General features: G+C 39.9%; 19 protein-coding genes and 2 pseudogenes. 6 read left to right on the top strand and 15 right to left on the bottom strand.

Annotation, left to right across the window (positions count from 1 at the left end; translation table 11 throughout):
* Positions 1–172 precede the first annotated feature (172 nt).
* Positions 173–1,783, bottom strand: a complete 1,611-nt coding sequence (gene tnpC, locus PATL70BA_RS09830) for an IS66 family transposase (protein WP_125137194.1) — start codon at positions 1,781–1,783, stop codon at positions 173–175.
* 292 nt (positions 1,784–2,075) lie between these two features.
* A pseudogene (gene tnpB / locus PATL70BA_RS09825) lies at positions 2,076–2,378 on the bottom strand (IS66 family insertion sequence element accessory protein TnpB); the annotation flags it as partial.
* 165 nt (positions 2,379–2,543) lie between these two features.
* Between tnpB (PATL70BA_RS09825) and PATL70BA_RS09820 the strand changes: the two are divergent.
* The 6 genes and pseudogenes from PATL70BA_RS09820 (at position 2,544) to PATL70BA_RS09795 (ending at position 10,123) form a co-directional block, all read left to right on the top strand.
* Complete coding sequence (locus PATL70BA_RS09820) at positions 2,544–4,460, top strand: tyrosine-type recombinase/integrase (RefSeq protein ID WP_125137192.1); 1,917 nt, start codon at positions 2,544–2,546, stop codon at positions 4,458–4,460.
* On the top strand, positions 4,460–5,443 hold the full coding sequence (locus PATL70BA_RS09815) for a tyrosine-type recombinase/integrase (protein ID WP_125137191.1): 984 nt from the start codon (positions 4,460–4,462) through the stop codon (positions 5,441–5,443). Before PATL70BA_RS09820 ends, PATL70BA_RS09815 begins: the two co-directional genes overlap by 1 nt.
* On the top strand, positions 5,433–6,458 hold the full coding sequence (locus PATL70BA_RS09810) for a tyrosine-type recombinase/integrase (protein WP_125137190.1): 1,026 nt from the start codon (positions 5,433–5,435) through the stop codon (positions 6,456–6,458). Before PATL70BA_RS09815 ends, PATL70BA_RS09810 begins: the two co-directional genes overlap by 11 nt.
* Before the next feature lie 123 nt (positions 6,459–6,581).
* Positions 6,582–6,890 (top strand): annotated as a pseudogene (gene tnpB / locus PATL70BA_RS09805) (IS66 family insertion sequence element accessory protein TnpB); the annotation flags it as partial.
* 284 nt (positions 6,891–7,174) lie between these two features.
* Complete coding sequence (gene tnpC, locus PATL70BA_RS09800; RefSeq protein ID WP_125137189.1) at positions 7,175–8,791, top strand: IS66 family transposase; 1,617 nt, start codon at positions 7,175–7,177, stop codon at positions 8,789–8,791.
* 159 nt (positions 8,792–8,950) lie between these two features.
* Positions 8,951–10,123, top strand: coding sequence for an ISL3 family transposase (locus tag PATL70BA_RS09795; protein ID WP_125135717.1), 1,173 nt, complete (start codon positions 8,951–8,953; stop codon positions 10,121–10,123).
* 614 nt (positions 10,124–10,737) lie between these two features.
* Here the strand turns inward: PATL70BA_RS09795 and PATL70BA_RS09790 are convergent.
* From PATL70BA_RS09790 to PATL70BA_RS09735, 13 genes are all read right to left on the bottom strand, one after another.
* Positions 10,738–13,683 carry an S-layer homology domain-containing protein gene (locus PATL70BA_RS09790; RefSeq protein ID WP_125137188.1) on the bottom strand — a complete coding sequence of 982 codons (2,946 nt, stop codon included), beginning with the start codon at positions 13,681–13,683 and terminating at the stop codon, positions 10,738–10,740.
* 251 nt (positions 13,684–13,934) lie between these two features.
* Entirely contained in the window at positions 13,935–15,371 is a 1,437-nt protein-coding gene (gene proS / locus PATL70BA_RS09785) for a proline--tRNA ligase (RefSeq protein ID WP_125137187.1), read from the bottom strand.
* Between the two features lie 354 nt (positions 15,372–15,725).
* On the bottom strand, positions 15,726–16,805 hold the full coding sequence (locus PATL70BA_RS09780) for a hypothetical protein (protein ID WP_125137186.1): 1,080 nt from the start codon (positions 16,803–16,805) through the stop codon (positions 15,726–15,728).
* An 18-nt stretch (positions 16,806–16,823) separates the two neighbouring features.
* A complete protein-coding gene (locus tag PATL70BA_RS09775) occupies positions 16,824–17,546 on the bottom strand; it encodes an HAD family hydrolase (RefSeq protein ID WP_125137185.1) in 723 nt (240 codons plus the stop codon).
* Positions 17,547–17,943: 397 nt separating this feature from the next.
* The gene (locus PATL70BA_RS09770) at positions 17,944–18,243 is read right to left on the bottom strand and encodes a DUF2442 domain-containing protein (RefSeq protein WP_125137184.1); all 300 of its coding nucleotides are present in this window, start codon (positions 18,241–18,243) and stop codon (positions 17,944–17,946) included.
* Between the two features lie 11 nt (positions 18,244–18,254).
* On the bottom strand, positions 18,255–18,521 hold the full coding sequence (locus PATL70BA_RS09765; protein ID WP_125137183.1) for a DUF4160 domain-containing protein: 267 nt from the start codon (positions 18,519–18,521) through the stop codon (positions 18,255–18,257).
* A gap of 264 nt (positions 18,522–18,785) precedes the next feature.
* Positions 18,786–20,237, bottom strand: coding sequence for a decarboxylating NADP(+)-dependent phosphogluconate dehydrogenase (gene gnd / locus PATL70BA_RS09760; RefSeq protein WP_125137182.1), 1,452 nt, complete (start codon positions 20,235–20,237; stop codon positions 18,786–18,788).
* Between the two features lie 116 nt (positions 20,238–20,353).
* The gene (locus tag PATL70BA_RS09755; protein WP_125138459.1) at positions 20,354–20,614 is read right to left on the bottom strand and encodes a Txe/YoeB family addiction module toxin; all 261 of its coding nucleotides are present in this window, start codon (positions 20,612–20,614) and stop codon (positions 20,354–20,356) included.
* On the bottom strand, positions 20,614–20,862 hold the full coding sequence (locus PATL70BA_RS09750) for a type II toxin-antitoxin system Phd/YefM family antitoxin (RefSeq protein WP_125137181.1): 249 nt from the start codon (positions 20,860–20,862) through the stop codon (positions 20,614–20,616). Before PATL70BA_RS09750 ends, PATL70BA_RS09755 begins: the two co-directional genes overlap by 1 nt.
* A 132-nt stretch (positions 20,863–20,994) precedes the next feature.
* Positions 20,995–21,897 (bottom strand): stalk domain-containing protein, encoded by a 903-nt coding sequence (locus PATL70BA_RS09745; RefSeq protein ID WP_125137180.1) that lies wholly within the window; start codon positions 21,895–21,897, stop codon positions 20,995–20,997.
* A 166-nt stretch (positions 21,898–22,063) separates the two neighbouring features.
* Positions 22,064–25,888, bottom strand: coding sequence for a hypothetical protein (locus PATL70BA_RS09740; protein WP_125137179.1), 3,825 nt, complete (start codon positions 25,886–25,888; stop codon positions 22,064–22,066).
* Between the two features lie 9 nt (positions 25,889–25,897).
* The gene (locus PATL70BA_RS16805; protein WP_279233179.1) at positions 25,898–26,029 is read right to left on the bottom strand and encodes a hypothetical protein; all 132 of its coding nucleotides are present in this window, start codon (positions 26,027–26,029) and stop codon (positions 25,898–25,900) included.
* Positions 26,026–26,793, bottom strand: coding sequence for a DUF4339 domain-containing protein (locus PATL70BA_RS09735; RefSeq protein WP_125137178.1), 768 nt, complete (start codon positions 26,791–26,793; stop codon positions 26,026–26,028). The genes PATL70BA_RS16805 and PATL70BA_RS09735 overlap by 4 nt, the downstream gene beginning before the upstream one ends.
* Positions 26,794–26,831 lie beyond the last annotated feature (38 nt).

Genomic DNA, 26,831 nt, shown 5'->3' with positions numbered 1-26,831 from the left:
ACTATACATATGCATGTCGGAATAAATCTTCATAATTATATTGTCTTGTACCTACAGTATTAACACTCTTATTATAAATTACACTAGATATATTGTAAGCGATCAGTAATAGACCGGCTATACAAACTAGAAGTATTTGTAGCTAATAAAAGCGAAATACTCCAAGTGTAAGTTACTTTTGCTTTTCCATTGAACATCTTTCTTGTATCATATCTGACCACGGCATCAGCTCTTCAATACCTTCGGACTCATTTTTGTAGTCCGGCATGTAGAGTAGAATCGTATAGAGATACTGATATACATTTAGATTATTCGCTTTGGCTGTTTCTACTAAACTATAGATGACAGAACTTGCCTTTGCACCTTTTACTGTATCGTGAAATAAGAAGTTTTTTCTCCCTATTACATAGGCTTTTGCTTTTCGTTCCGCAGTATTATTACTAAGGGCACATCTACCATCTAAGAGATAATTGTCCAGATTTTTTCTCTGGTTTTTTGCATAGGTAACCGCTTTGGCCAAACGACTACCGCTAGTTGGGTTAAGTGTTTCAATCCAATTCCAAAAAGCCTTTAGAACAGGAACTTCCTGATCAAGGCGTGCTTCTTTTCGTTTCTCTGCACTCAGATTCTTAAACTGTCTTTCTAAAAGAAAGAGCTGATTGCAGTAATCATATCCGATTTCACCGGGTGTCTTTGCTGACGTTTCACTTTTGCCACTTGGTATGGCTTCGAAGAAATATCTCCGACAATGAGCGAAGCAGCCTACACGAACGACATCTTCCAGTTTATTGTAACCACTGTAACCATCACAGTGGATGAAGCCGGAAAAGCCGGATAAAAAGGTTTTTGCATAATCACCTTTTCGTCCCGGTTGATACTTATATAGTGCTATGGCTGGAAGGCCATCATCGCCAGATGTATAAATCCACATATAGGATTTGGAAGTGGCTTTTTTTCCTTCTTCCTTTAACACCTGGCAAGGCACCTCATCTGCATGTATTATATCTCTTTTTACGAGGTGTTCATGTAGGCGATCATACACCGGCTTCATGTGGTCTAGACTACACCGAATGACCCAGTTGGCTAGTGTTGCCCGTGGTAGTCTTACGCCCATCTGCTTCCAGTCTTGCTCCTGACGATACAAGGGTAGGGCCATGGCATATTTTTGATACATTACATAGGCCACTGTCGACGGTGATGCCAAGCTATGTTTCATTAAGGGCGATGGGGTTTCAGCCTGTATTATAACAGGTTCATCATCATCTTTGCATCTAGGGCAAATTAGAACCTCTTGAATGTATTGGATCCGTTCTACTTTTGCAGGGGTGATCCGAAGTTCTTCTCGGACTAACTTCTTACCAAGAGGTGTCATACCTGTTGCACAATAAGAACAGGTTCGATCTTCATCAGGTACAGAACATAGGATTTCAACGACAGGCAGATGCTTTAGAATTTCTTCTCGTGTGGACTTCTTTTTCTTACCATTGCGAATATAACCTTCCACTACGGTTTCAAGAGAAGGTTCTTCTAAGGATGAATCTGCTATTACCTCAGCTTCATTAAAGAAGTTTACTTGCCCAGGCATATCCTTATTATTGGCTTTTAACTTTTCACTGGAGGTTCCAAACATCTTTCTTTTTAATTGACCAATCGTTTCATTTAGATTGATTATGGTTTGGGTAAGATGTTCGATCTGTTTCTGCTGATTTTCGTTTTGAGTTTTGAGATATTCATTGGTCTCTTTTAAAAGGGTAATGATCTCCGTCTGTTCTGCCTGATTCATACCGGTTCCACCTTTCAATTACTGACTTCTATTATACTGAAAGTCACTAAAAAATGCGAATCGATCTAAAAGGCATATTGGACATTTTGACGAATGTAATATAGGGGATAATCCCTTCTAAAACCAGTAAAAACGCGATTATTAGCATGTGTTGTTCACAGGTAATTACATTGGTTACTACACTATCCAGGATATGTTTATTATAAATTCTATGAGCTGTGCATAACTTGTTGTAGGTGGCTTTAACAGGAGAAAATAAAAAAATATTTTCTCTATTTTGCACAAAACATCATTAAAAATCCTTGTTCTTTGTTGCTGGTTTAATGGCCTTTGGTTGTTCAACAGCTAATCCTTCAAGTAACCATCTGAACTCTTGCCTTGACAGGGTTCGAACTTCATCTGCATTACGTGGCCACTGGTACCTACCATTATCTAATCTTTTATAAAGCATGACAAAACCATCTTTTTCAAAATGTAAGGCTTTTATACGGTCACTTCTACGACCACAAAATAAATATACAGCATTAGCATAGGGATCCATTTCAAAAGTAGTACGAACAATAGCCATCAGCCCATCAATACTTTTTCTCATGTCCGTGTACCCAGTTTATTCCAATCTTAGGATAATGTGGTTTATGCTCAGCTTATTATTATCCTTAGATTTTACCATACTCCCCGTTAAATCAAGGCCATTATTGAAAAAAATGAGGATAAAAATAAGATTCCGCGAGATAATGGAACTACCAAAGGAGGTGGTTCCATGAAAACATATGATGCAACTGTCAAACTAATGATGCAACTTTTAAAAGATAGAAAAGTATGTTCCTGGAGCAGAAAGTCACATAAGAAATGTTACGAAGAATTTCGTGCATTTCTTGTAGAGAATCATCTTGAATACAACAATGATAACGTAAATACCTGGCTAGAAGACATTATTAAACCTCTCCGTACACGCCAAGAGTATTCTGTCAGATGGAGATATCTTGAACAATTAAGCGAGTTGATGATAACAGGTACAATAAAAAATGATCATCTGCTTTTGACCAAGTCAAATTATGACAAGCTCCCTGAAAGCTTAAGATCAGAAGTAGATTTCTATCTTTCAGCACGCAAGACGGATTATAGTATGAGATCACTTGCTCTTTCAAAGATTTACTGTTCTCAGTTTTTGCTTTTTATGTATGAACTTGGAATCGAGGATGTACGAGACTTAAGATACTGTCATATCTGTCGTTTCTTTGAGTCAGACCACCATTGCAACCTCGAAACAAGATTTATACTCCTAAGTCATACACGTCAAATGCTGGAGTTCTGTTATAATCAGCAGATGTGTCCTGCAGGGTTTTATATGCTGCTCAAAGATGACATGTACCCATATGTGGTGTTAATCGATGAGTTCACGCTCAAAGAACAGGCACTGTTGAGATCTTTGAGTGAAGCAAATCCATTGTTGCCGTCATCAAAAGTGCTGAAATCAAAGAACGGATTTATTGAAAAGTACCATGATAATAATTATGCTGGCACTATAATAAAGACTGCCGACCATGTATTACGAGCCTTATATTTGTTCTTAGATATCAATGAACTTAATTATCATCCTAGAATTGTGGATTTATGGTTATCAAGAATAAAACCAATGATAGGTGTATCCTATCATAACTGGCGTCGTCCACTAAAGCTCTTTGAATACTTCATGATTTCAAGAGAATTCTCATACAGCCAGAAATGTTCTTATAAGCCTGAACGTATGAAGAACTATCCGGAAACCTTTAAGAATGTGGTTCATGGGTATTTAAACTGGCTGAAAAGAAGCTTTAGAAGCGAAGGTACTGTTAGGACTTACAGGTACAGCGTGTGGGATTTTTGTGATTATATGCTTGATCAGGGACTGTTTGATTTCAGCTCACTTTCACCGGAATTACTTATGGCATATCTGACTCAAGATAGCCACACAACGACGTTCAGCGGACGTTCTTCCAGAATTATGGTTTTACGACAATTTATTGTTTTTATTGAACAATGCGACTTGATTCAAAACAAAAATCTGCATTTGTACTTATCCGCTGGGACTGCCCCATGCGAAAAGGTCATAGAGATTCTTACGGATGAACAGGTGACTCGGCTATATCAGTATCGCGACAACTTTACCTCCCTGATTGGTCTTAGAAATATAGCAATGGTACTGGTTGGTCTTCGTATGGGCTTCAGAGCATCAGATGTTATAAGCTTAAACTTTTCGGATATAGATTGGCACGAGAAAACAGTTTCGATTATACAGGAGAAAACCAAGGTAGCAATCACCATGCCTTTGCCAAATGATGTAGGCAATGCCCTGTTTACTTACATAAGGCACGCTCGCCCAGAGTCTTCGTGCAATCGTATTTTCATAAGGCATCGTGCTCCATATGGACCACTGACAGCTAAGATATGCAACAATGCATTGTATACAATACTTCCAGAAAAAAAGGAAACCAGAACAGGATTTCATATCCTTAGGCGAACATTTGCCACCAGTATTCTCAGAAGAAATGCCGGTATAGAAAGAGTCATAGACTCACTAGGTCATCAGGATAATACGACGGTAATGCAATACCTTTCCTTTGATGATGAACGTATGACTAAATGTCCTTTAACTTTAAGTGAGTGTGGTATAGAGTTGCTGGGAGGTGAGCTGTAATGGATGATAACTATGAGTTCAAGAGCTGCTTTGCCGTATATATCAATCAGTTGATTTCCAAGAAGCACAACGAAGGATTTCTCTATGACACATCTAAATACATCTTAACTCGCTTTGACCGATTTTGCCTTGAAAAAGAAATATCTGAAGCTGTAGTTACAAAAGAGTTGGTCTCTAATTGGGGTATAAAACGCGAACAGGAATCGAAGTCAACACTTGGAAGCAGGTTATCTGTTCTACGGCAGTTGTCATTGTATATGTGTTCTCTGGGAATCGATTGCTATATCCCTTCAGGCTTCACTGCCAAGTCTCATACATTGGCTTATGTTTTGACTGAAGATGAAATTAAGGCCTTCTTTAATCAGGTCGATAGCAATGTTTCAAAAATCAACGCCGATAGATTTAATCGGCTGGTCATGGAATACAAAGTACTGTTTCGTATGATTTTCTGCTGTGGACTTAGGGTGTCTGAAGCAAGAAAACTAAGTATGAGTGATGTGGATTTCTCAAATGGAAAAGCAATTATACGCCAATCCAAGGGGCGTAAGGACCGAATTGTCTTTCTTCCAAAGGATCTGTGTGTTATCAGTCAAGAGTATTTACTATTACTCGGTAAGAGATATGGCATCAAGTCGGAGCTGTTATTTCCTGCTGCCGATCCGCAAAAAGCATTTCAAGTTGCATCAATTAATAAGAAGTTCCATGATTTTTGGGACAGAACCATCTATTCCGAGAAAAGCGCTAAAGTGCCAACTGTCCATTCCCTCAGGCATAGCTTTGTTGTTATTAGAATGAATAAATGGATGGAGAACGATATTGGTTTAAATGGGATGCTGCCTTACCTTAGCAAATATCTTGGGCATACAAGTGTTGAGGATACGTTCTATTATTATCACCAGATCGAGTCTGCGTTTAGAATCGTTCGTATGAAAGACACCACTTCCAATGCAATAATTCCGGAGGTGATTAGAGATGAAACCTAAAGCCTTACACCATGAACTATTCTTCTCTAAAACAAATGACTTTCTTAACCTCTATCTTCCAGAACAGGCAATGAGGAGCAAAAACACCATAACAACGTATAGAGATGGGCTTACAGTGTTTCGGAGATATATAGCAGATGAAATGAAACAATCCCTAAGAACATTTAAATTCAAAGATTGCACACATGATTTTCTGCTGGAATATATGGCATATTTGAAGGAATCAGGATTAGCCGAAACAACTTGTAACAATCGTTTGGCAACAATCAGAGCATATCTATGGTATGTAGCAGATGGTGATATTTCCATGCAGTCGGTAGCACTTGGAGCTTCACGAGTCCCGTTTTTGCGAACGATTAAGAAAGTTAAAGAAATCATTAGTGAGGACGATTTTTCGGCGTTATTGTCAGCACCATCAAATAAGACAAGGTTTGGTCTTAGAGATCGAACACTCATGATTTTATTATATGATACAGCCATTAGGGTGTCGGAACTTTTGGATATCAAAATTTCAAATCTATATATTAATGAACCCATTCCTTATATTCGAATTCATGGAAAAGGTGATAAAGAACGAGCAGTTGCCATAACTGATAAAACAGTGGAACATCTTAATGTCTACCTGAAAGTATTTCATCCAGATATGACTGACAGACCACTTTTTTATACAGTTATCAAAGGGAGTTTATCATCCATGTCGACCGGAAACGTTGAGCGTATAATTAAAAAATACGCTGAAATAGTTCGCGTGGATCATCCACACCTCCCCCAAAAGGTTCATCCCCATATGTTCAGGAGAACAAGAGCAACTAATTTATACCAGAATGGTATCGAACTGGAACTCGTGTCTAGAATCCTGGGACATACTTCTACTCAGACGACACGTATTTATGCAACGCCATCTATGGAAATGCTTAAAGTGGCTATGGGTGCAACTACAGAAGGCATCCCTGAAGAAGAAGCACTTTGGCTAAATGATGAGTCTGAACTGGCTCGTCTCTGTGGGTTAAGGTAATAATATTATCCTCATCTTTTTGAAAAGAACTAATATATTTAAGGATGTTACTCGAAAGATGAGGATAATAATAAGCTGAGCATAACCCTGTTTATTCCAATCTTAGGATAATGTGGTAGAACTGATTTACGCCGTGGTATTGATGGCTTAGCTGCTATTGTTAAGTTTCAGTTTCAACTGGATCCCTTTCAGAAAAACATACTCTTTCTTTTTTGCGGTAGAAGAACAGATCGTCTTAAAGGATTACTTTGGGAGGGGGATGGATTTTTGCTTTTGTACAAAAGAATAAATACTGGTGGTTTCTGTTGGCCAAGAACAACAGAAGAAGCTTTGGAAATATCAGAAGACCAATACCAACAGTTAATGCAAGGCTTTGAGCTTTTGCCTAGGCGTCCTATTCATGAAGTTCCTCCACCACAAAGTTTGCTTTAATTTTGTGCATTTAGTAGATTTTCAAAAATTTATATTTGTTAAAATCCAGCCACGATGAAAGCTTATCCACAGGTAGGCATTGATATGGACAATGAATACAGTGTCTACTCCAAACAAGAGAAGAGTGTCGTGGATAAGTATCTGAAAAACTCAAAAAACTAGTAGTTTTTCAGAGTATTACAGCCCAATTTTATACCGTCATAATGACGGAAGGGTAAATGTGTACATTCGCTTTTTAACTGCATTTTTAGTATAATCATAGCAGATAAAAAGGAGCGAAAACTATGGGTAAACAATACACAATCGATGAACTGAATAATTGCAGTAAGGAAACGGTCATAGCTATCGTTTTAGCGATGCAAGATCAGCTGGAACGACTCAATCAGAATGTAGAATATTTGATTGAGCAGATTGGTGTGATGAATAATAAACAGTATAGTCGATCTTCCGAAAAGCTAGATGTTATTGATGATCAGTTGAGCTATCTTTTTAATGAAGCTGAAGCATTAATAGAAAATAAATATGTTGTTGAACCTACTGAAGATGAAGTCATCATGGTGACGCGCCGTAAAAAAGCAGGTAAACGTGAGGTCGACTTAAAAGATCTTCCTGTAGAAGAAATCATTCATAAGATGTCAGATGAAGATCTAGAAAAAACCTTTGGACCTAATGGATGGAAACAACTTCCGGATGAAATCTATAAACGGGTAAAAGTTGATCCCGCTGTTTTTACAGTACAAGAGCATCATGTCCAGGTATATGCAGGCAAAGACAATCAAACAATCGTCAAAGCAGACCGTCCAAAGAGCCTGTTGCGTAATAGTATTGCGACGCCCTCATTGGTGGCAAGTATCATGAATGGCAAATATGTAAATGGAATGCCATTGCACCGGATTAGCCAGGATTATTTAAGAAACGATATTCACATTTCCAAACAAGTAATGGCTAACTGGATGATACAATGTGCTGATCGTTATCTTGGCACGTTATACGACCGACTTCACGAGGAGATGTATCAGTTTCATGTGCTGCAAGCTGACGAAACACCTGTGAAAGTATCAAAAGACGGTCGGCCGGCAAATAGCCAGAGTTACATGTGGGTTTACCGAACGGGCAAACACTATAAGGATACACCCATAATACTCTATGAATACCAGAAGACACGTAAAAGTGATCATCCAAAGGAATTTCTGAAAAACTTCAAGGGTGTTGTGGTAACGGATGGCTATTCGGCCTATAAAAAGCTGGATAAGGATAACCAGGATATCACATTTGCAGGATGTTGGGCACATAGCAGACGACGCTTTTCGGATGCTATTAAAGCCTTACCTCAAACAAAGAAAACGGAAGGCAAGGAAACGATTGCCTACCAGGCACTTAAACAGATAGGCGCCATATATCATCAGGATAATGAGCTGTCACAACTTGAACCATTAGAGCGGTATCATTTGAGGCAACTGACCGTCAAGCCACTTGTTGAGGCCTTTTTCCTGTGGGCACGAAATATAAAAAGTAACAATGGGCTATCTAAAGGGAAAACCAGGGAAGGTATCGATTATTGTTTGAATCATGAAGAAAGCTTAAAAGTGTTTCTTGATGATGGTGAAGTACCTATGGATAATAACGCTACAGAAGGTGCATTGCGTACCTTTTGCCTACATAAACACACATGGAAACTCATTGATACAATCGACGGTGCCAAGTCGAGTGCAATCATTTACAGTATTACAGAGACAGCAAAAGCTAATAATCTAAATCCTTATAGGTACCTAGAATATCTGTTAGAAGTGCTAAAAGACAAACAAGATCAAAAGGATAGATTGTTTCTTGATAAGTTACTTCCCTGGTCTGATGAACTTCCGGCCATTTGTTTGAATAAAACTGCAAAAGCAAAATTATAAATCAGCCGCCGTATTGGTGGCTTGAATTAAAGGTTCTATAATAAATGTTGGGGTGAGATATTCACCTCAACATTTATTTTTTTACAAAAAAAGTTGAGCATAAACTAAATCCCTTGTAAAATAAAGTCACCACAACCAAACAACAAGGAGGTAAAGCTTATGCTCAATAACCATTATATCGAAAAACTGTTAGGATTAAAAGACATAATCGTAACTAAAATCGAAAATGACCCTGATGCATTACACATCTATTGTGAATTACCCAGAAGAACTCATCATTGCCCCCATTGTCATCAAAAGACCGATAAAGTACATGATTACAGGTTTCAAGTGTTTAAAGATGCTCCTGCTTTTGGCCTCAATACTTTGTTTCATTATCGTAAGCGTCGTTATACTTGTAATCATTGTAATAAGCGGTTTTATGAGAAGAATACTTTTCTTCCTCGCTATTTTAGAATGTCTACGCGTTTAGTCCAGTATGTCATTGATAGAATGCGTTCTACACATTCCATGACCGATATTGCTAAACATTGTAATCTTTCTATAACCACTATTTTTAGACTCTTTAAATTTATCGACTATACCAATACCTCTTTACCCAGAGTGCTGTCTATTGATGAATTTAAGGGTAATGCGGGACGCAAATATCAAGGTATTCTTACTGATCCGGTTAATAAAAAGGTCTTAGATATTTTGCCTGGTCGCGAACATCATATCCTTTCTGACTACTTCAGACGCTTTAAGAACCGTGATAAAGTAGCTTATTTTGTTATGGATATGTGGCAGCCTTATCGCGATATTGCTGAAACCTATTTTAAGAATGCAACAATCGTCATAGACAAGTATCATTGGATTAGACAGATAACATGGGCCTTTGATCGGGTTAGAAAACAAGAGCAGAAAAAATTTTACAAGACGAGAAGGAAATACTTCAAAAGAAGCCGACACCTACTATTAAAAAGACGTCGATTTTTAACAGATGAGCAAGTCGACCAAGTAAGCGTCATGCTTGATACATCCTCAAGGCTTAGGACAGCTTATCTTCTTAAGGAAAAGTTCTATGACTTTGTAGATGCTCCAGATAAGGATACAGCATTAAAACGCCTTAAAGAATGGTACGTTTTTGTAGCAACACAGAATGAACCCGAGTTTATAACGTGTATGAATACCATCATAAACTGGCAAAAGTATATTCTTAACTCCTTTACTTGTCCTTATACGAATGGCTATACAGAAGGCGTTAACAATAAGATTAAGGTTCTTAAAAGAAATGCATATGGTATGCGTAATTTCAATAGGTTTAAAAATCGTATACTCCACATGATGAGTTAAAGGTACCAATAATACCATGTTAGTTAGCACCGACCATGAAGTTCCTGGAAGCAGTGTGTGTGACTAGGCTCATAAGAAAGTAACTTCATGCATCATGTCAGTCTTCAAGACATGATGCTAAGTGAAAACTTTCTTATGAAATTTGCAAGTCTGCATGGATGCAGACCGCCGACTTTTGGTGCAGGACGCACCAACCGGAGGCCGTAGTCATACACACTGTGGAAGGGTTTTCATGGGACCCACCATTAAAACCCCTTTCATTCTATCCCCAGCTTGTATTAGGGTTGTAAAAGAACATCTAACTTCATCTAAAAAAGTCCCTAAGCTTTTTTTCACTTAGAGACTTGGTTGACTCATCAATATAGGGATTACCCCAAGATTTGACAAAGAGCCGAATTAAAGCTAGTACTCATGGTTTACCGTATACGTTACATGATATCATCCATATTCAGCATATGCAATAGTTGCATTAACTATGCGCGAAATATCACTTCTAAGCACAAAAAGACCCGCTAGTCAAATTCATGACTAACGGGTCTCTATTATACTGTATTAACTTTTGTTACCCCACTGAGCCGGAAGAACCGTCCCTTTGGTTTTTCTGTACTTATGGTTTATTGTTGTACGTCTAGAGCAGCTGAAGTATTTCCAGCTAAGTCAGTAACAACTTGATTAGCAATAGCTGCTAAAGTAACATCATCCGCTGGTGATGCAGCCCATCCAGCTATAGTAACTGTCAAAGTTGTTCCTGCTGCATTCCATGCACTTGTTACGGTTGCTGCACCAGTTTCAGTAAATGCTGCGTCTACTGCTGCTTTTACTGAAGCTTTACTAGCTACGTTTAGCTCTTCGCTAAATTGAAGTACATGTGTTCCATTAGCTGTTATAGTGCTAGCTGCAGTAATTTGTTGAGTAACTGTTGGAGCTGTAACATCAGCTGTAGAGTTTGTTACTACAACTAGTTCTACAAATACTGATCCTGCATTTTCAAGAACCAATGTAGCAGTGTTACCAGCTTTAACGTTAACTAGGTTAATTACTTCACCATTGTCAGTGCCATCAGTAATATCAACAATCTTAAATCCACTTACTAGTTTGTAAGTAGTTCCAGCAATTGTAATTTCTCTTGCTGAAGTGTTAACTGTTTGTATACCACCTGTTACAACATCTGCATCAGCTATCGCTATAACTTTACCGGATACATCATCAACGGTTAAGATATAAGTATTACCATTTGTAATATCTACTCCACCTGGAAGATCTGCAAATGCAATACTATCAACAACATAGGTAGTTTCAACACCGTTAACCCACGCTTTAAGTTCAGTTACTTTGGTTGCTGCCGCATTAAGTTTATGTGTTGCAAGTAAACCTGTTACATCTGTTTCATCTGTTAATGCATCAACGCTACCAGAAACGATATATAATACTTCGCCGCCTTTAACATAAACTGTTGCGCCAAGTGCTACTTCTTTAACATCTGTTGCAGCACTCCACTCATTAATAATTGTGTCATCTGCGCTTGTGCCATCAGTAATGTCAAATAATAATGTGTCGTTCATCAATCTGTATGATGTACCACCGACAACTGCATATTTATCGCCACCATCTTTATCAATCTTAACTGTTGTTGTTAATGCTGTTGTTCCACTAAATAATCCTAATCCAACAACATTACCATCAGTATCATAATGGAATTCAATGATACTATCTTCTGCAAATTGAGAATCAACAGCACCTGCAGATAAATCACCAAAAGAAGCATCTGCTGTAAGAGCGTCAGCACTGTTGTAAGCTCTAAGTAAATCAGCTCCAGTTAATTCAAAGTAATCTACTTCATTTACTCCAACGCCATCACCAACTTCTACTTTTGTATTATCAAGAGTAATAAAGTCTAGGTCTCTTAGTGCTATTGTTTTGGTAACTTTAGTACCTTCTTCATTAATAACTACGGCTCTGATACTAGTTTCGCCAAACAAAGTTTGAGTTGAAATATCAGAAGTTAAAATATTTACAACTTTGCTTGTCTCAACATCGCCAAGTTCACCAGTAACAAAAAGCATTTTGCCTTCTCTGTCTAGGAAAATAGCTATTGGACCTTCATCTTCCATTTGCTCAGCTGCATCTGTATCAAATGTAGCTAAGTCACCATCTTCATTTACATATAAAGTTGTGATGTCTGCTACTAGACCTTTGTTAAAGTCATAAGTTTTTCCACCAACTCTAATACCTGTACTAAAAATATTTGTGATTTCGCCTTCAACTGATTTAGTAAAGATTTCTGCAAATCCATCACCAGTTGTGTTGTACGTAATGATATCGCCTTTAACTGCTGCTTCAGCATCTACAAGCATACCATTTTTCATTATTTGGAAATCTTCTAAGTTGATTTCAGTTCCTTCGATATCTGTTACAACATCACCATCTACTGAGTCAACTACCATAAAATCAACGAAAGTATACGCATCAACAAATATTACTCTATTGTTATCATCAACAACAACTTTTGCTAAGTCATACTTTGTTGCATCTGCTACTGCGCCACCTGCACGGTTTACATCTGAATTATTAGCAGCAACAAAACTAGTCGCTAATTTATAAGTTTTATCTGCACCTAATAATTTTACTTCATTTGTAGTACCAAGCTTAACTTCAATTGCATCAATGAAGCTTGTTGTTGTTTTAGCTACATAGATGATTTCATCATCATCATTAACCCATACATCAACTAAGTTTCTGTATACGTCATAGAAGTCAAAAGTTGCATTTTCAGCTATTTCGTTAGTAGGTACACCATCGATTGTTATTTCATTATCATCAATGTCATATCCTTCTACTTCTTTGTCTTCATATACTTTTACGTTTAGCATATCAGTAAGATGTGTTTGTTCTGGTGATAATTTACCATATGTTACAGAACCATCATTATTGTATCCATCAGCGCCCCAAAGTGGAACTTCAATAGTGTTCAATAACATTTTCGCAGTTAATCCACGAAGTGCGTTTGTTGAACTAGCTACGTTTACGCCTTTAAGGATACCTTCGTTAGCCGCTCTACCGATGTAGTTTGCTGGCCAAGTTCCTTGCTTGTCTACTACTGGACCAAGTCCAACAAGACGTACAAGAATGGTAGCTGCTTCAGCGTTTGTTAATTTGCCATTTGGTTGGAATGATCCATCAGGATATCCAACAAGAATGCCTCTGTTAACTGCTAAGTTGATATAACCAGTTGCCCAGTGAGTTGAAGGTACGTCTGGGAACTTAGTTACGCCTCTTGATACTTCAGCAGCGTCTCCAAGACCAAGTGCTACAACTGCGATCTTAGCAAATTCTGCTCTTGTGATTTCGCCTTCTGGTTTGAAAGTTCCATCTGGGTAACCTTCCATAATACCTACTGCCTTAAGTTTGCCTACTGTAACTTCGAATTCTGTTCCTGCTACGTCTTCGTTAGCGAAAACTGCAGTGCTCATTGCTGAGCTGAAAACTAGAACCAAAGCCATAAGTAATGCAACAAAACGATTTGTTTTTCTCATGTTTTTGTTTCCTCCTTTTAATTTCATTGCTAGTGTCTCCTCCTTGTTAATTGTTCGCCTTCTGTGTAGCCCCCTTTATCGAGTCTACAACACAGGATAAATTATAGCACTCCCCTTTAAGTAACGTCAACACACTAGCCATAGATGTAACATATCTGTAATAGACTTGTTACCGCCACGTATAGGTATTGCCTCATAAAGTCTGTGCCTTCTCTTATTTTATCACATTCTCCGCAGAATACAAGATTTTTTGGGAAATGTAACTGTGATGTAACATATCAATATGCCTTACCCCAATAAACCATTTCCTTCGCTGGTTTATTACAACAGATACAAGTCTCTGCCAGCTCCTCTTGCTCAAAGGGCATGCATCTAGAAGATGCACCGGTTACTTCCTTAATCGCTTCTTCGCAAGCTGTCTCGCCACACCACATGGCTTTTACGAAGCCTGGGGTTGCTTTTAACTGTGACGCGAAGTCTTCCATGGTGACGGCGGTGGTGGTATGAGCGTCTCTGTGTTTAGTCGCTTTGTCTAATAAGTCTTGTTGCATTTGACTCAGTAGGTTTTCTACGCTGACTTCCAGTTCATCTAAAGACACAATCAACTTTTCTCTGGTGTCTCTTCTAACTAAGACACATTGATTCTTCTCCATATCCTTAGGTCCGATCTCGACTCTGACTGGTACGCCCTTCATCTCATATTCTGAGAATTTCCATCCTGGGCTCTTGTCACTGGTGTCGACCTTGACTCTATGGCTTATTGCTAAGCGCTTTCTTAGTTCTTCGGCTTTCTCCAGTACCCCTTCTTTCTTCTGCATGATCGGGATGATCATAACTTCAATAGGGGCTATTGCAGGTGGTAAGACCAGTCCCGAATCGTCACCGTGAACCATGATGACTGCACCAATAAGGCGAGTGCTCATACCCCATGAGGTTTGGTGGACATACTTCAATGTGTTGTCTGTGTCCGTATACTGAATATCAAAGGCTTTGGCAAAGCCGTCACCGAAGTTGTGGGTGGTTCCGGATTGTAGGGCCTTACCATCGTGCATCAAAGCTTCTATCGTATAAGTGGCTTTGGCGCCTGCGAATTTTTCTTTCTCTGTCTTGCGGCCTTTGACCATAGGGATGGCTAAGACGTTGGCACAGAACTCAGCATAGACGTCTAACATCTTGATGGTCTCAGCTTGGGCTTCATCGGCTGTGGCATGGGCGGTGTGGCCTTCTTGCCATAGGAATTCAGATGATCTTAGGAAAGGTCTGGTGGTTTTTTCCCATCTAACAACGGAACACCACTGGTTGTAAAGCTTAGGCAAGTCTCTATAGGATTGAATGATGTTGGCATAATGCTCGCAGAATAAGGTCTCTGAAGTAGGACGAATGCATAGGCGCTCAGCTAACTTCTCTGAACCACCATGAGTGACCCATGCCACTTCAGGTGCAAAGCCCTCTACGTGGTCTTTTTCTTTTTGCAACAGACTCTCTGGTATGAACATAGGCATGTAGACGTTCTCATGATCGGTGTCTTTGAACCTCTTGTCGAGTTGTTTTTGTATCAGTTCCCATATTGCGTAACCATAAGGCTTAATGACCATACAGCCTTTGACACTTGAATAGTCGATGAGCTCCGCTTTCTTGACCACATCGGTGTACCACTGGGAGAAGTCTTGATCCATACTGGTGATGGCTTCTACGAATTGTTTTTCTTTTGCCATGATTGATGCTCCTTCCTTATTATAGGTTGTTTTTATTAGAATGTTTTCAAGCATAAAAAACGCCCCTTGCAAGTGCAAGGGGCGATGATTGTCGCGGTACCACCCTCGTTCATGTCCTTAGACAGTCTCAAGTGCTTGTATAACGGTAAGCTTCCGGCGTTGTTTGCAACGCTGCTCCAAGGTAGGTTCTACAGGTTGGAATCAAAATCTCTCAGCCTAGGATTTTTTCTCTGGTTGGGGACTTCGCCCTTCAACGGATTCGCTTACGTGTGTACTGGTCCTTATCGACGCATGGTTCTATATATATTAGAATTAGTGCTTATTCTACGCGTATTATATAGACTTGTCAAGGTTTTATGACTTGATTACATTTCTTACCCTCTGGATGGCTTGCCATAAGCCGCCCAGTAAAAAGATACCCACAAAAGGATATAGAAAAGCTTTGATAAGGTTGATGCCCATATCCACTTCCATGAGGCCTTTAATTAAGCCTAGGTTAATCCTGGTGCAATAAGCCATGCCAAGACAAGTCAGGGAAAACAAGGTGGCAAATACAATGAGGCCGCCTAGGAACTTTTCTTTCTCAATCCTTGATATGGCATATAAGGTTATCCCAATGAATAGTATCATCAAAAATATGCGAACACCAACAGGCATGCCCGTATAGGTTAAGTTCATATTACCAAAAGCTAGTAGCTTGTCCAGTCCACTGTTAAAATCAATACCAATACCCATCATCATAAAAAGGACATAGACCATTAGATTCGGTGCCAGTAATAAAATACCCATAAGAATGAGTAAAGGATTCGTTGTAACTTTCGTCGCACCAGCTATAATGGCGACAATACCGATTAGACCTGATACGCCAAGACTTAATCTTATCATCCATCTGGTTGCCACAACGCCGGCTATACGGTTGGCGTCATAGTTCATACCAATCACCACTTGTATCAAGAAGCTGATGACAAAGGTTAATATGAGATTTCTTATGGATACAAAACTGATGTTCACCCCTAGGAAAGTACCTTTACCGATGAGGGCGATGGTCATTAATAGTATGGTGTAGACACCTGATGCTACCCCGTAGATGAAGAAGCCAACATCATCCATACCTTCTTTTTTGTTATCCATGCGATCTGCCAGATAAAATGAGAACAAAGGCAGTCCGATGAACGCCAGGAGTCCCAGTTGAATCTGTCCGGAGGTATTAAATACCGCCATGTTCATGAGTATGGAAGTGGTTCTGATGACCATCCCAAAACGAAAGCCAATGTTCTGACTGAGTGTCCCTTGGAGATAGTCTTGCAGATGTTCAATCACGGATATATTAATAATGAGTGCTATAACAAAGGCGATTCCAAAGGTAAGGATAAAGGCTTTTAGTCCTACTTTTAGGCCTTCTTTTGCCACTTCTTTCTTATCAAATGTCTTCATGTAATCTCTCCATTAAGTTTATTGCTGTAAGACCAACAGCTTGATGATGTCTTCGTGGAAACCGTCAACAATCTCAAAGGTTGCTTCTTCTCTTTTTGCTTTTTTGTCGCTGAGATTGGTATGAATGTAGAGGCTATCAATACCAACTGCATTGGCACCTTTGATGTCTGTGGCATAATCTTTTCCTATCATAACGGTTTCTTTTTTCTTGAGGCCGTTTTCTGTGAGTACCATCTCAAAGAATGCAGGGTCCGGCTTGCCCATGCCCTTATCTGAGGATACATAAATCTCATCAAAGAGATTCTTAATACCCAGCATCTTCATCTCTGCTTGCAAAAAGGCTCTCTGAGCATTGGAGAGTATAAATAGGCGCTTCTTGCCTTTTTTCAATTCCTGTAGCATCTCCATGACGCCGGGATAGAGACTAATGTGTTCTGTTGTGATGGCACGAAAAGCTTTGACGGTGTATTGTACGAGTTTTGGACTTGCTTTGGTGTCTAAGTCTTTGTAGATCTTATAGAATACGTCGGTGATGTCTATGTCCGGGTTGTCTGTATTTTTGACACGGGATAAGTATTTTTTTACGTATTTATCATAGGATTGTTTGAGTTCTTTTCCGTTGATATAAGTGCCTTGGTAGCCCATGAATACGGCTATTTTTTCCCATACCGATTCGGATGATTCGTCTGTCTTAATGTCTATGAGGGTGCCGTATAAATCAAATATATAATTCTGGTACATAGGTTACCTCCCCTTGCTGATTTTTATTTTGCTTAATGTGGCTACTCTTCTATCTTACCTAATCGTATGTTATAAAGCAAGAGGAAGTATGGTTGGTATGGAATTAATACAATATTAGGGCATATAGCGATGGGTTATTTAAGAGAGGTCCCATGAAAACCCTTCCACAGACTGTATTATTACGGTCGACCGTTGGTGCATCCATGCACCAAATGTCGACGGTCAGCATCCATGCTGACTTGCTCCATAACACAGTCCTGTTCCAGGAACTTCATGGTCGGTATTGGCGTGCTTGGTGATATAGACAAAAAAGCCAAGAAAAAAGAGAGGCAAAAGTGCTTTTCCTTTTTCTTGGCTATAATGAGAGGGGATATAATAAATTATAATGTTTGTTTTTTCAAATGATTTGTTGATTATTATATGGGTAACTCATTCGATATACTTTTTCTGTAGATATATCTATATCTCCATCTTCCCATACAATTATGCCATGTTGGATTGCTACTGTATCAAATACGGATTGATCTATTAATGCTTGATAAACAGGATAGTTCAACAGTTCAGTGCAATCGAATATCCTTTGTTCATTATTGTTAAAGGTCACCAATAAACACAATCTTTCTACTATTTTTACATGTATGACACTTAAGTCATCAACCGGCTCACCTGCATATACTATATCATTAATAATATACATTTTTATACCTCCTATCGTAAAGGTTCAATCTTCTCAAAACTCATGCCTCTTACTGCGTTATTCCAAGCATGATAAAGCTCTTCTTCACGTAATATCATCCAAGCATTCACTAATTTCAACTGTTTCAAAGGTAAACTTCCGGCCAGTATCTCACCATCTATTCCCACAGAAGCACTATATTCACCATAATATACATGGACATGAGGTTTATGATGCTTCTCGTCATCCATATATATCAGTTTTATAATGATTCCTTGAAATCTACAAATCTCAGGCATGGTATACCTCCAACAAAATTTACTTTTTAAATTTAGCTTATCTATCCTAATTATAGCATATGCTTTTTTGATATTCCATGGTCTTTCTTGCCAGAACAAAAAAGGACAAGAAAAAAGAGAGGCAAAAGTGCTTCTCCTTTTTCTTGGCTATAATGAGAGGGGATATAATATATTAACTTGTAAGATAACTATATGATATGGATGTGTCATAATAAAGTATAAATGGTGTCTTTTGTGTGTTCTTTTTAAGTCATTCTTTAATTATTATACTGTGTATGTATCCGAGGTCGTATTGCCACCACGTCCGGTCCAATTCGTGTGGAAGAATTCTCCTCTTGGCCTATCTGTTCTTTCGTAGGTGTGTGCCCCGAAATAGTCTCTTTGTGCTTGCAATAGATTGGCAGGGAGGTGTTCACTTCTATAGCCATCATAATACGTTAATGCTGCTGTAAAGGCCGGAATCGGTATGCCATTTGCGATGGCCGAACCACAAACCCTTCTCCAACTGTCTTGTGTGTGTTCGATGACTTTCCTGAAAAATGGGTCTAGAAGGAGATTATTTAGTTCCGGATTATGATCGTACGCTTCTTTGATTTTAATTAAAAAAGCAGATCTGATGATACACCCACCTCGCCACATCAGAGCAATACCACCATAATTCAGATTCCATCCAAATGATTTTGCTGCTGCACGCATTAAAGCGTATCCTTGGGCATATGAAATGATTTTTGATGCGTATAATGCATTTTTTATATCTTCTATGAAGGCTTTTTTATCGCCTGAAAATTTTGACCTAGGACCTGATAGAATTTTTGAAGCTACAACACGTTCCTCCTTAAGTGCGGATAAACACCGGGCAAAAACAGATTCACCTATTAATGTTAAAGGGATGCCTTCATCTAGGGCAGAACACGAAGCCCATTTTCCTGTGCCTTTTTGTCCGGCAGCATCAAGAATCTTCTCAAGTAAAGCACTTCCATCAACATCTTTATACCCTAATATATCACTGGTAATTTCTATGAGATAACTATTAAGTTCTCCTTTGTTCCATTCTTCAAATACTGTATGCATTTCATCAGCCGTCATGCCAAGGTGCTCTTTCATTAACTGATAGGCTTCACTTATGAGTTGCATATCCCCGTACTCGATGCCATTGTGAACCATCTTTACATAGTGACCGGCTCCGTCTTCACCTACCCAATCGCAACAGGGTGTCCCGTCTTCAACTTTTGCTGAGATGGCTTTGAAAATATTTTCTACATAGGGCCACGCTTTTAGAGAACCACCCGGCATTATACTTGGCCCCTTTAGTGCACCTTCTTCACCACCGGATACCCCGGCGCCAATAAATAGAAAGCCTTTGTCTTCAAGATACTTGGTTCTTCTAATTGAGTCCGAAAAATAAGAGTTCCCACCATCAATGATGATATCTCCTTTTTCAAGATAGGGTATTAAGATCTCAATGGTTGCATCTACCGGCTGTCCGGATTTAATCATCAACATTATTTTTCTTGGTTTTTCCAGAGAATTAACAAATGCTTCTATCGTATACGTACCAATAATATTCTCTTGCTTACCTCTATTTTCTACAAAGTTACTCACTTTTTTGATATCTCTATTAAATACTGAAACAGTAAACCCTTTGCTGGCCATGTTCATCACGAGATTCTCACCCATAACCGCTAAGCCTATTAAGCCTATATCACTTTTTTTCATTGTACTGCCTCCCTTAATTTTATGCATCACCAATATCCAACAAGTGTGTTGGATAAATTGTTTTTTTGGGATAAGGAAAGCGACCTTTTAGGTCGCTCAGACTCATAATGGGTCGTTCACTCATAGTGTGTCCACATTCTTAATACTTTAACAATGTGTTCTTGTTCATTGACTGTATAAACCAACCTATGTTGAATATTTATTCTTCTTGAATACATACCATCCAAATCACCAACTAATTTCTCATAACTTGGTGGTGTTGTATATGGGTTTATTTTGAGCAAATCAATCAGCAAGCGTGCTTTATCCGATAGCCCTGCCGACTTTAGATTTTTAATATCTTTCAAAGCTTTTTTAGACAATAAAACCTTATACATTACCATTCAACCTCATCCGCATTAACAAATTCATCATCCGATGCATTTTTCATTTCAATCAAGCTTTCTTTCATACCTGGGATTGATGAAATGTAAAGCGTTTCAAGAAGGCTATTATAATCATTTTCACTAATTATAACTGCATTCCCTTCTTTAGCATTTACATGAACCGGTTCATCGTATTTGATTGTTTGATTTATGATATTATACAAATCTTTTCTAAGATTTGAGACACTTAATGTTAGCATGTAACTTCACCTCCTATAAATAGTATAGCGTACTTCATTGCGTACGTCAATATATATTAAAAGAGGTATAAGCCGATCGTTGGCTTATACCTCTTTTAATTGTGCTTTTATTTTTATTTTTAATTTTTGTTTTTATTTTTGTTGTACACCATAATGTTCCCATTCGAATATCTCATACTCATCATCAATCATTGCTTTGATTTTGAGAGATAGTCTATAGGATGCAAGGTCGGATATGTTATTTGCCGCTTCAAATCCCATTAATACATCACCTGAGATCTCGCTGGCTTCTAATTCTTCTTCAATACTTACAAATTCGTCTTCGCTTATAAGGGTTTTGTCAAGTTCAACACCATTTACTTTTCCACTTAGAATCTCAAAAGACGTTGCTTTTGTATCTTCATTCCCTAATAATAACCATGATTGAATCGCTTCTTCAAACATACTTACTACAAAAATATTTTCCTCTGCAGGATTTTTCATTGTTGTTAATGCTACTGTCTGTGTCGCTTGATCCCAACTTACATCATAATTGAAGGCTTCAGCTAGATATCTGACCGGTGCATAGGTTCTTGCATTCAGAATTACCGCTTCCGTATCCATAGCGATATCATACTCTACGACTGCATAAGGATCTGTATCGTCTTCTTCAACGCCCATCCAATGTGCTCCAAAAGCTGCTTGGCTATTATCAATCTCAAAGGCAACGATTTCACTTAATAAATACGCTTCCGGGTTGCCGTCTTCATCACCATCATAAGGTGCTGCTTCTAATGACGGATCATACACTCTTGCAAAAGCTGCTGTTTTAAGTTCAGCGTCCCATTCAACCTCAAGGCCCATAGCTTCTCCTATAGCGCGCAGTGGAACCAGTGTTCTGTTGTTGCTGTCAACAAATGGTTGTGCGTCTGTAAAGACTACAAGCTCACCATCTATTGTAACTTGAATCGTTGTTTCTGCTGCATTTACGCTAATCCACGTAGAAGCAATCAGTGTCATTGCTAGAACTAATGATACTACTCTCTTCATTTTCATCCTTTAATTCCTCTTTTCATTTTTTTATCCAAATTCAACCTGCTTTTTCTCTATGACAACAGTATACGAAGAACTTAGACATTATCTGCTTATTTTAACATTATCGTTGTTACCACACAACCTTTTGGGTAAAAAATTACATTACAATCGTGTTAAATATTCATACCTATTTCTTTGCATGCTTCAGACCGGCAAACTGACCGGATACTTTTTCCATAAAGCCCGGTAGATCACTGCCAAGACCTGCATCCCTTAGAGCCGCATCGGCTGCATCGGGCTTCATTTTTCCCTGTGCGACTTGGTCAATAATATCTAAGCCTTTTTTGATCTCCGGTGGTGCTTCTTTTAACTTATAACCTTGCTTGGTATAGCCTTCTTGTACACCTTCAAGGGTGTGTTTTGCTTTGGCCGCTTGTGTATAAGCATCCAGCTTGTTATCGGTATAGTAGGCATTGGCCACTTTCGTCTCATAGGTTTTGCCCAGTCCATCCGGATCGGCCAGTGTGCGTTTGCCGTCCTTAACCAGTTCCACGTTGGGGGTTTTTTGTGTTTTAACCCATTCTCCTGTCTCAGGGTCTTTTACCGTGGTTTGATCTGCCATATCAATTGCCGCTTCCGAGTGGTAACCATCTGTACCCAGCTGCTGTCGGCTCTGAGCATATTCAAGGGCCTCTACCGGATCCGTCGGTCCTCCCACTTGCTCTGAGAAGAGTTGACCGGATTTTTTCTGCCATTTCTCTTTGGGTATCTCAACAAAGACATCCTGGCCGGTAATCGGATCTTTCCCTACCACGCCCACCCTGTAATCTCTGTCAATACCATCATCCGTACCAACATTACGGACTTCTATGTTCTCATTTTCCATATCGGGTACATTCTTCTTAACCCAATCTGATAGGGCGTCGTCATGTTTCTTATAAACTTCTTTTCGGGTATTATGATAAGCTTCCCAAGCCTCCGGATTGGTTTTCTTTAGAATTCTTGCACCATCAGGATCTCGCATGATTTTTTCCATGGTGTCCACATCAATCTTAGGCTTACCTGTACTGTCCCGGCTTATCTTCTCTTTAATCTTACCTGACATCTTCTCTGCACGTGTTTGTGGGTCTACCCCTTCAAACTCCGGTGCTAACTTAGCCGGTTTTACTTTATTTATTTTACTGGGTCCACTTGGTTTTGTCTTTGCATTTAAAGCATCCTCTCCAGGTCCGGCAGCTTGGGGCGTTGTACCTGCTACCCGTCTTAAAAAGCTGACTAACGCCTGGTCTCTTAGCATCCGAGCTGTATCTTCCATGGCTTTGACAATACTATGTTGAGGGTCCATGGCCCAGTTCTTAATAAAGGTATAAGCGATGAAGGCTGCCCATACTTTTGCTTTGCTGGCGCCGCTTAATTTCTGAATAAAATCAGGGTCTGTCCACTGACCTTCCGCAATGGATAGTACCATACCCAACTGTTCATATGCCCAGTCTTCCATGGATTTGCCTTCTACGTAAGCGGTGATGGCCGATACTAAGACCGGCTTCAACATGCCAATAGCGATACCGGCTGCTGTCCCTGTAATTCGACCACTGGCAACAGAAAAAGCGATGTCGCCACACCAAGAAACCCAGTCTAGGGTATCTTCTATTTGTTGCAAGGTCCAAGCATAATCCATCCAGTCTGCAGCTTCTTTTCTATAAGCGTTCTCTGAGAGACGCCAGATTCTTGTTCTAAGTTCGTATAGACCATCTACACCCATGGTGACACCTTTTTCGGCCACCAAATTAAAGAGTCTTTCTTTCATATCTTTCGGCGCAAAGTCGTGAATCATGGTTAAGCAGGCTTCTTTTTCTACCAACCAGGCTTCAGAAAAAGGCGCCATATTAACCCCAAGCAAACTAAGAGGTACAATCTTGGCGTACAAATCTTCATCTAGGTTCGGAACATAAGCCCGCAAAGATGCACCAATCGGGTCTCCGGATGTGGGTAGCTTCCGGTTCAACTTCATCTCAAAAGTGGCCGATGGTTGTTCCAGTCTTCTTAGACCTAGCGGACGACATTCAAACTCCGGAAATCTCAAAGCCGTAAGTCCCGGAGAAGGGTCATCACCATAAGGTTCCCACAAAACGGCTTCGGATAATGCTGTGGATAGTTGTATGGTTCCTGTCTCGTCTCTAACATAGACACGAACGTCGATGCGGGTGGGCTTACCTTGTCCCGTGGCATCCACGTGGAAAGTATGATCTAGAGGATCTTGACCAATGGTGTCAACAAATAGTCCTTCCCTGGCAACGATGACTTCTAAGTGTCTTTCAATCTCTCCGTATGCTTCTGAAGATGCCACCAGTCTTATAGTGGATGCTACGACCGGCCTTGAGGGGTCTAAGTCATCAAGTGCCAGACCGGTTAACCAAACACGGAAACTATGACCACTGTCCGGTTCAATCACCACCTCTGCAAGGGCTTTATGGCCTTGACGCCAAAAATGACTAAACTGCCAGTTCACGTCTAGACCTCTTTCGATCCAACCTCTAAGGCTAACACTTTGTCCGCTGCTATCGTCCAAAGATACTTTATCTTGTGAGAGCTCAAATACAGGCAATGGGGCAATCTCAATACCCACAGTCTGAGATAGTAACTTGCCGTCAACTTGGGCCGTCACTTTAACATATCCTTTGTCCGGTGGGGTTAAGTTCCTTGTCGGGTCCGGACTAGAGGCTATAACGTTGACAGCCTTACCTTCTTCCCAATCCACTGCTGAAGATAGGGCCAGCCACTTATCTGCTACGGCGAATTTAATGGATTCTCTAGCACTGAGCAGACTGTTTTGACTGACGGATTGCGGGTCCGGCCAAAGTACCTTCGCTACCAAAGTGATATGATCTTTTCCGGTTGTCATAAGATGTCTTTTATGAACCGGTTCAAAGGCGACGGATAACTTATGCGCTACCACCGGAATTAATTCTACAACTGACTGTATACCGCCACCACCATAAGATGCACTGACCGTCATGGTTGTCTTCTCGCTGATCTGAGAAACTTGCCACAGAACCGTGTTAAGTGGTGATGTGCCAGAAGCAGGTTGAACACCGACACTGGAAGGTACTGACAGGTCAATCGAGGCTGCTACCGGCTTTGTGTGTCCATCCCCGTAGATCTCATAGACCCCGACAGTGAGGGCGGTACCTACATCTTCTTGTATACTAAGTTGATTGTCACTGATATTAAGAGCGTAGCCAACCACTTTATTCGGGTCTTCTTCCTTGGTAGGATTATCGCCTTTTGAAGTCTTTGTTGAAGTCTTTGTTCCCGCAATGGCTACACCAACTGCTGCTACAGAAACAGCGCCGCCAACGACAGTTACCCATGGCAAACCGCCTTCTTCATCTTCGCCTGTTTGATTACCCGCCGGCGCCGCTTCCTCCTGACCAGTAGTTGGACGAGCAGTAGAACCTCTAAACTGAAGGGAACCTATAACACCTTCCACTTCCCCAATGACCATTGAGAAAGGTTCACCTCTATCCCAATCGGGGTCAAATTCCCCCATATCTGTCCAATCGACGACAGCTTGAGCAATAACCAAGATGCCACCCTCATCCGTAGGCAAGAAATAAGCCCATTCCTTAACCCGTACTTTGAAAAAATCGCTCGTAAAAAACTCAGATTCAAGAAGATACGCTTGATACCCGTTGAGCGTGGTTTCAGATACTTGATCTATGTCTTCGGCTTCTGCCGCCATCAGCCATGAAAGATCTGTATTTTCTAAAAATCCTCTTGTCAAGAAATCTTCCGGAGATTCAAAGATATGGTCTTGATCAGAAGCCTCTACAAACCGTATCTGTAATTTCCCGGTACCACCCCAGCCCATATCAACAAAAGTCTCTTCCGTCTGTCCTATAATCGAGTTGGCGTATTCTCCACCAAATGATATCCAACTGTCATTGTATTTGTTAAAGCCTTGTAGTTCATCGGTAATCCACCAATGAGATGGCAATTGAAACTCGGACACCGGCCACCACTAGTCATCGCCTTCCATATCCGGACGATAAGTAGCATCATAGATGTTGGCCCATGCCAGATTACCGGTTAACAGCATCATAAGACAAATCCCTGCAAAAATACGTCTTAGCTTAGATCCTGACTTCATCATGCTTTTACCCCCTTTGCTGTATGCCACAAAAGTTTGAAAGCAACCGGTAGTGCGGAGGCACTTGTTATCAACATGGGCAGTATACCAACAAAGCCATAACCCACCAAAAGACTTATGGCATTAAAAACAGAAGCGCCTTGGGTCCATAGGGTTAAGATGCTCATGATGATTGCAATAATTCTTAAAATGCTGGATATAGAACTAGAGCTAGAATTGGAGTTGGAATTAGTATTCGGATTATTATTAGATTTGGCTTTAGATTTTGAGTTTGAGTTCATAAATAGACCGGACATAGACGCGGCTATGCCGGAAGCCAATCTAGGAAAGGCAAAAAGAATACTGCTGATACCACCGGTTAACATCATCAGTACTAGGTCCATAATCGTGATAATTGCCAAAGATAGTGCTGGTCGTTTGATGGAGGATCCTACAAGTTTTTTTGCTGTTGGTGCTACAAAAGTTAACGTTTGTTTCATGTCCGGTAATTGATGACCAATCATGGTCTGCCATGGCAAGGATAAACCACTTGCTGCAGCCGCCATTAGCTGTCCTGATACTTGCTTATTAGACGCTTGTTTGTTAGACTGCTGCTTATTTTGAGCTTGACTTATCATAAACTCCGTAAGCGGCACCCAGTTGTCCAACCCTTGTTTCCAAATCAAGGCACCACTTGAAAGCGGACGATGCTCATAGTGTTGAAGCACCTCCTGCCAATCATAAGGACCTTCTTGTTTCTCCTGATCAAAAAGAAACCATTCTTTCATCGCACACTCCCCTTTATCATAATTATAGATGCAGTATA

The sequence above is a fragment of the Petrocella atlantisensis genome (genome assembly GCF_900538275.1).
Classification (GTDB): domain Bacteria; phylum Bacillota; class Clostridia; order Lachnospirales; family Vallitaleaceae; genus Petrocella; species Petrocella atlantisensis.
The sequence above is the reverse complement of the archived record's forward strand: the minus strand, read 5'-3'. Positions and strand labels throughout refer to the sequence as shown.

Coding starts and splice junctions, on each gene's coding strand:
- tnpC (WP_125137194.1), bottom strand. CDS start 1,783: ATGAATCAGGCAGAACAGACGGAGATCATTACCCTTTTAAAAGAGACC.
- PATL70BA_RS09820 (WP_125137192.1), top strand. CDS start 2,544: ATGAAAACATATGATGCAACTGTCAAACTAATGATGCAACTTTTAAAA.
- PATL70BA_RS09815 (WP_125137191.1), top strand. CDS start 4,460: ATGGATGATAACTATGAGTTCAAGAGCTGCTTTGCCGTATATATCAAT.
- PATL70BA_RS09810 (WP_125137190.1), top strand. CDS start 5,433: ATGAAACCTAAAGCCTTACACCATGAACTATTCTTCTCTAAAACAAAT.
- tnpC (WP_125137189.1), top strand. CDS start 7,175: ATGGGTAAACAATACACAATCGATGAACTGAATAATTGCAGTAAGGAA.
- PATL70BA_RS09795 (WP_125135717.1), top strand. CDS start 8,951: ATGCTCAATAACCATTATATCGAAAAACTGTTAGGATTAAAAGACATA.
- PATL70BA_RS09790 (WP_125137188.1), bottom strand. CDS start 13,683: ATGAAATTAAAAGGAGGAAACAAAAACATGAGAAAAACAAATCGTTTT.
- proS (WP_125137187.1), bottom strand. CDS start 15,371: ATGGCAAAAGAAAAACAATTCGTAGAAGCCATCACCAGTATGGATCAA.
- PATL70BA_RS09780 (WP_125137186.1), bottom strand. CDS start 16,805: ATGAAGACATTTGATAAGAAAGAAGTGGCAAAAGAAGGCCTAAAAGTA.
- PATL70BA_RS09775 (WP_125137185.1), bottom strand. CDS start 17,546: ATGTACCAGAATTATATATTTGATTTATACGGCACCCTCATAGACATT.
- PATL70BA_RS09770 (WP_125137184.1), bottom strand. CDS start 18,243: ATGTATATTATTAATGATATAGTATATGCAGGTGAGCCGGTTGATGAC.
- PATL70BA_RS09765 (WP_125137183.1), bottom strand. CDS start 18,521: ATGCCTGAGATTTGTAGATTTCAAGGAATCATTATAAAACTGATATAT.
- gnd (WP_125137182.1), bottom strand. CDS start 20,237: ATGAAAAAAAGTGATATAGGCTTAATAGGCTTAGCGGTTATGGGTGAG.
- PATL70BA_RS09755 (WP_125138459.1), bottom strand. CDS start 20,614: ATGTATAAGGTTTTATTGTCTAAAAAAGCTTTGAAAGATATTAAAAAT.
- PATL70BA_RS09750 (WP_125137181.1), bottom strand. CDS start 20,862: ATGCTAACATTAAGTGTCTCAAATCTTAGAAAAGATTTGTATAATATC.
- PATL70BA_RS09745 (WP_125137180.1), bottom strand. CDS start 21,897: ATGAAAATGAAGAGAGTAGTATCATTAGTTCTAGCAATGACACTGATT.
- PATL70BA_RS16805 (WP_279233179.1), bottom strand. CDS start 26,029: ATGATGAAGTCAGGATCTAAGCTAAGACGTATTTTTGCAGGGATTTGT.
- PATL70BA_RS09735 (WP_125137178.1), bottom strand. CDS start 26,793: ATGAAAGAATGGTTTCTTTTTGATCAGGAGAAACAAGAAGGTCCTTAT.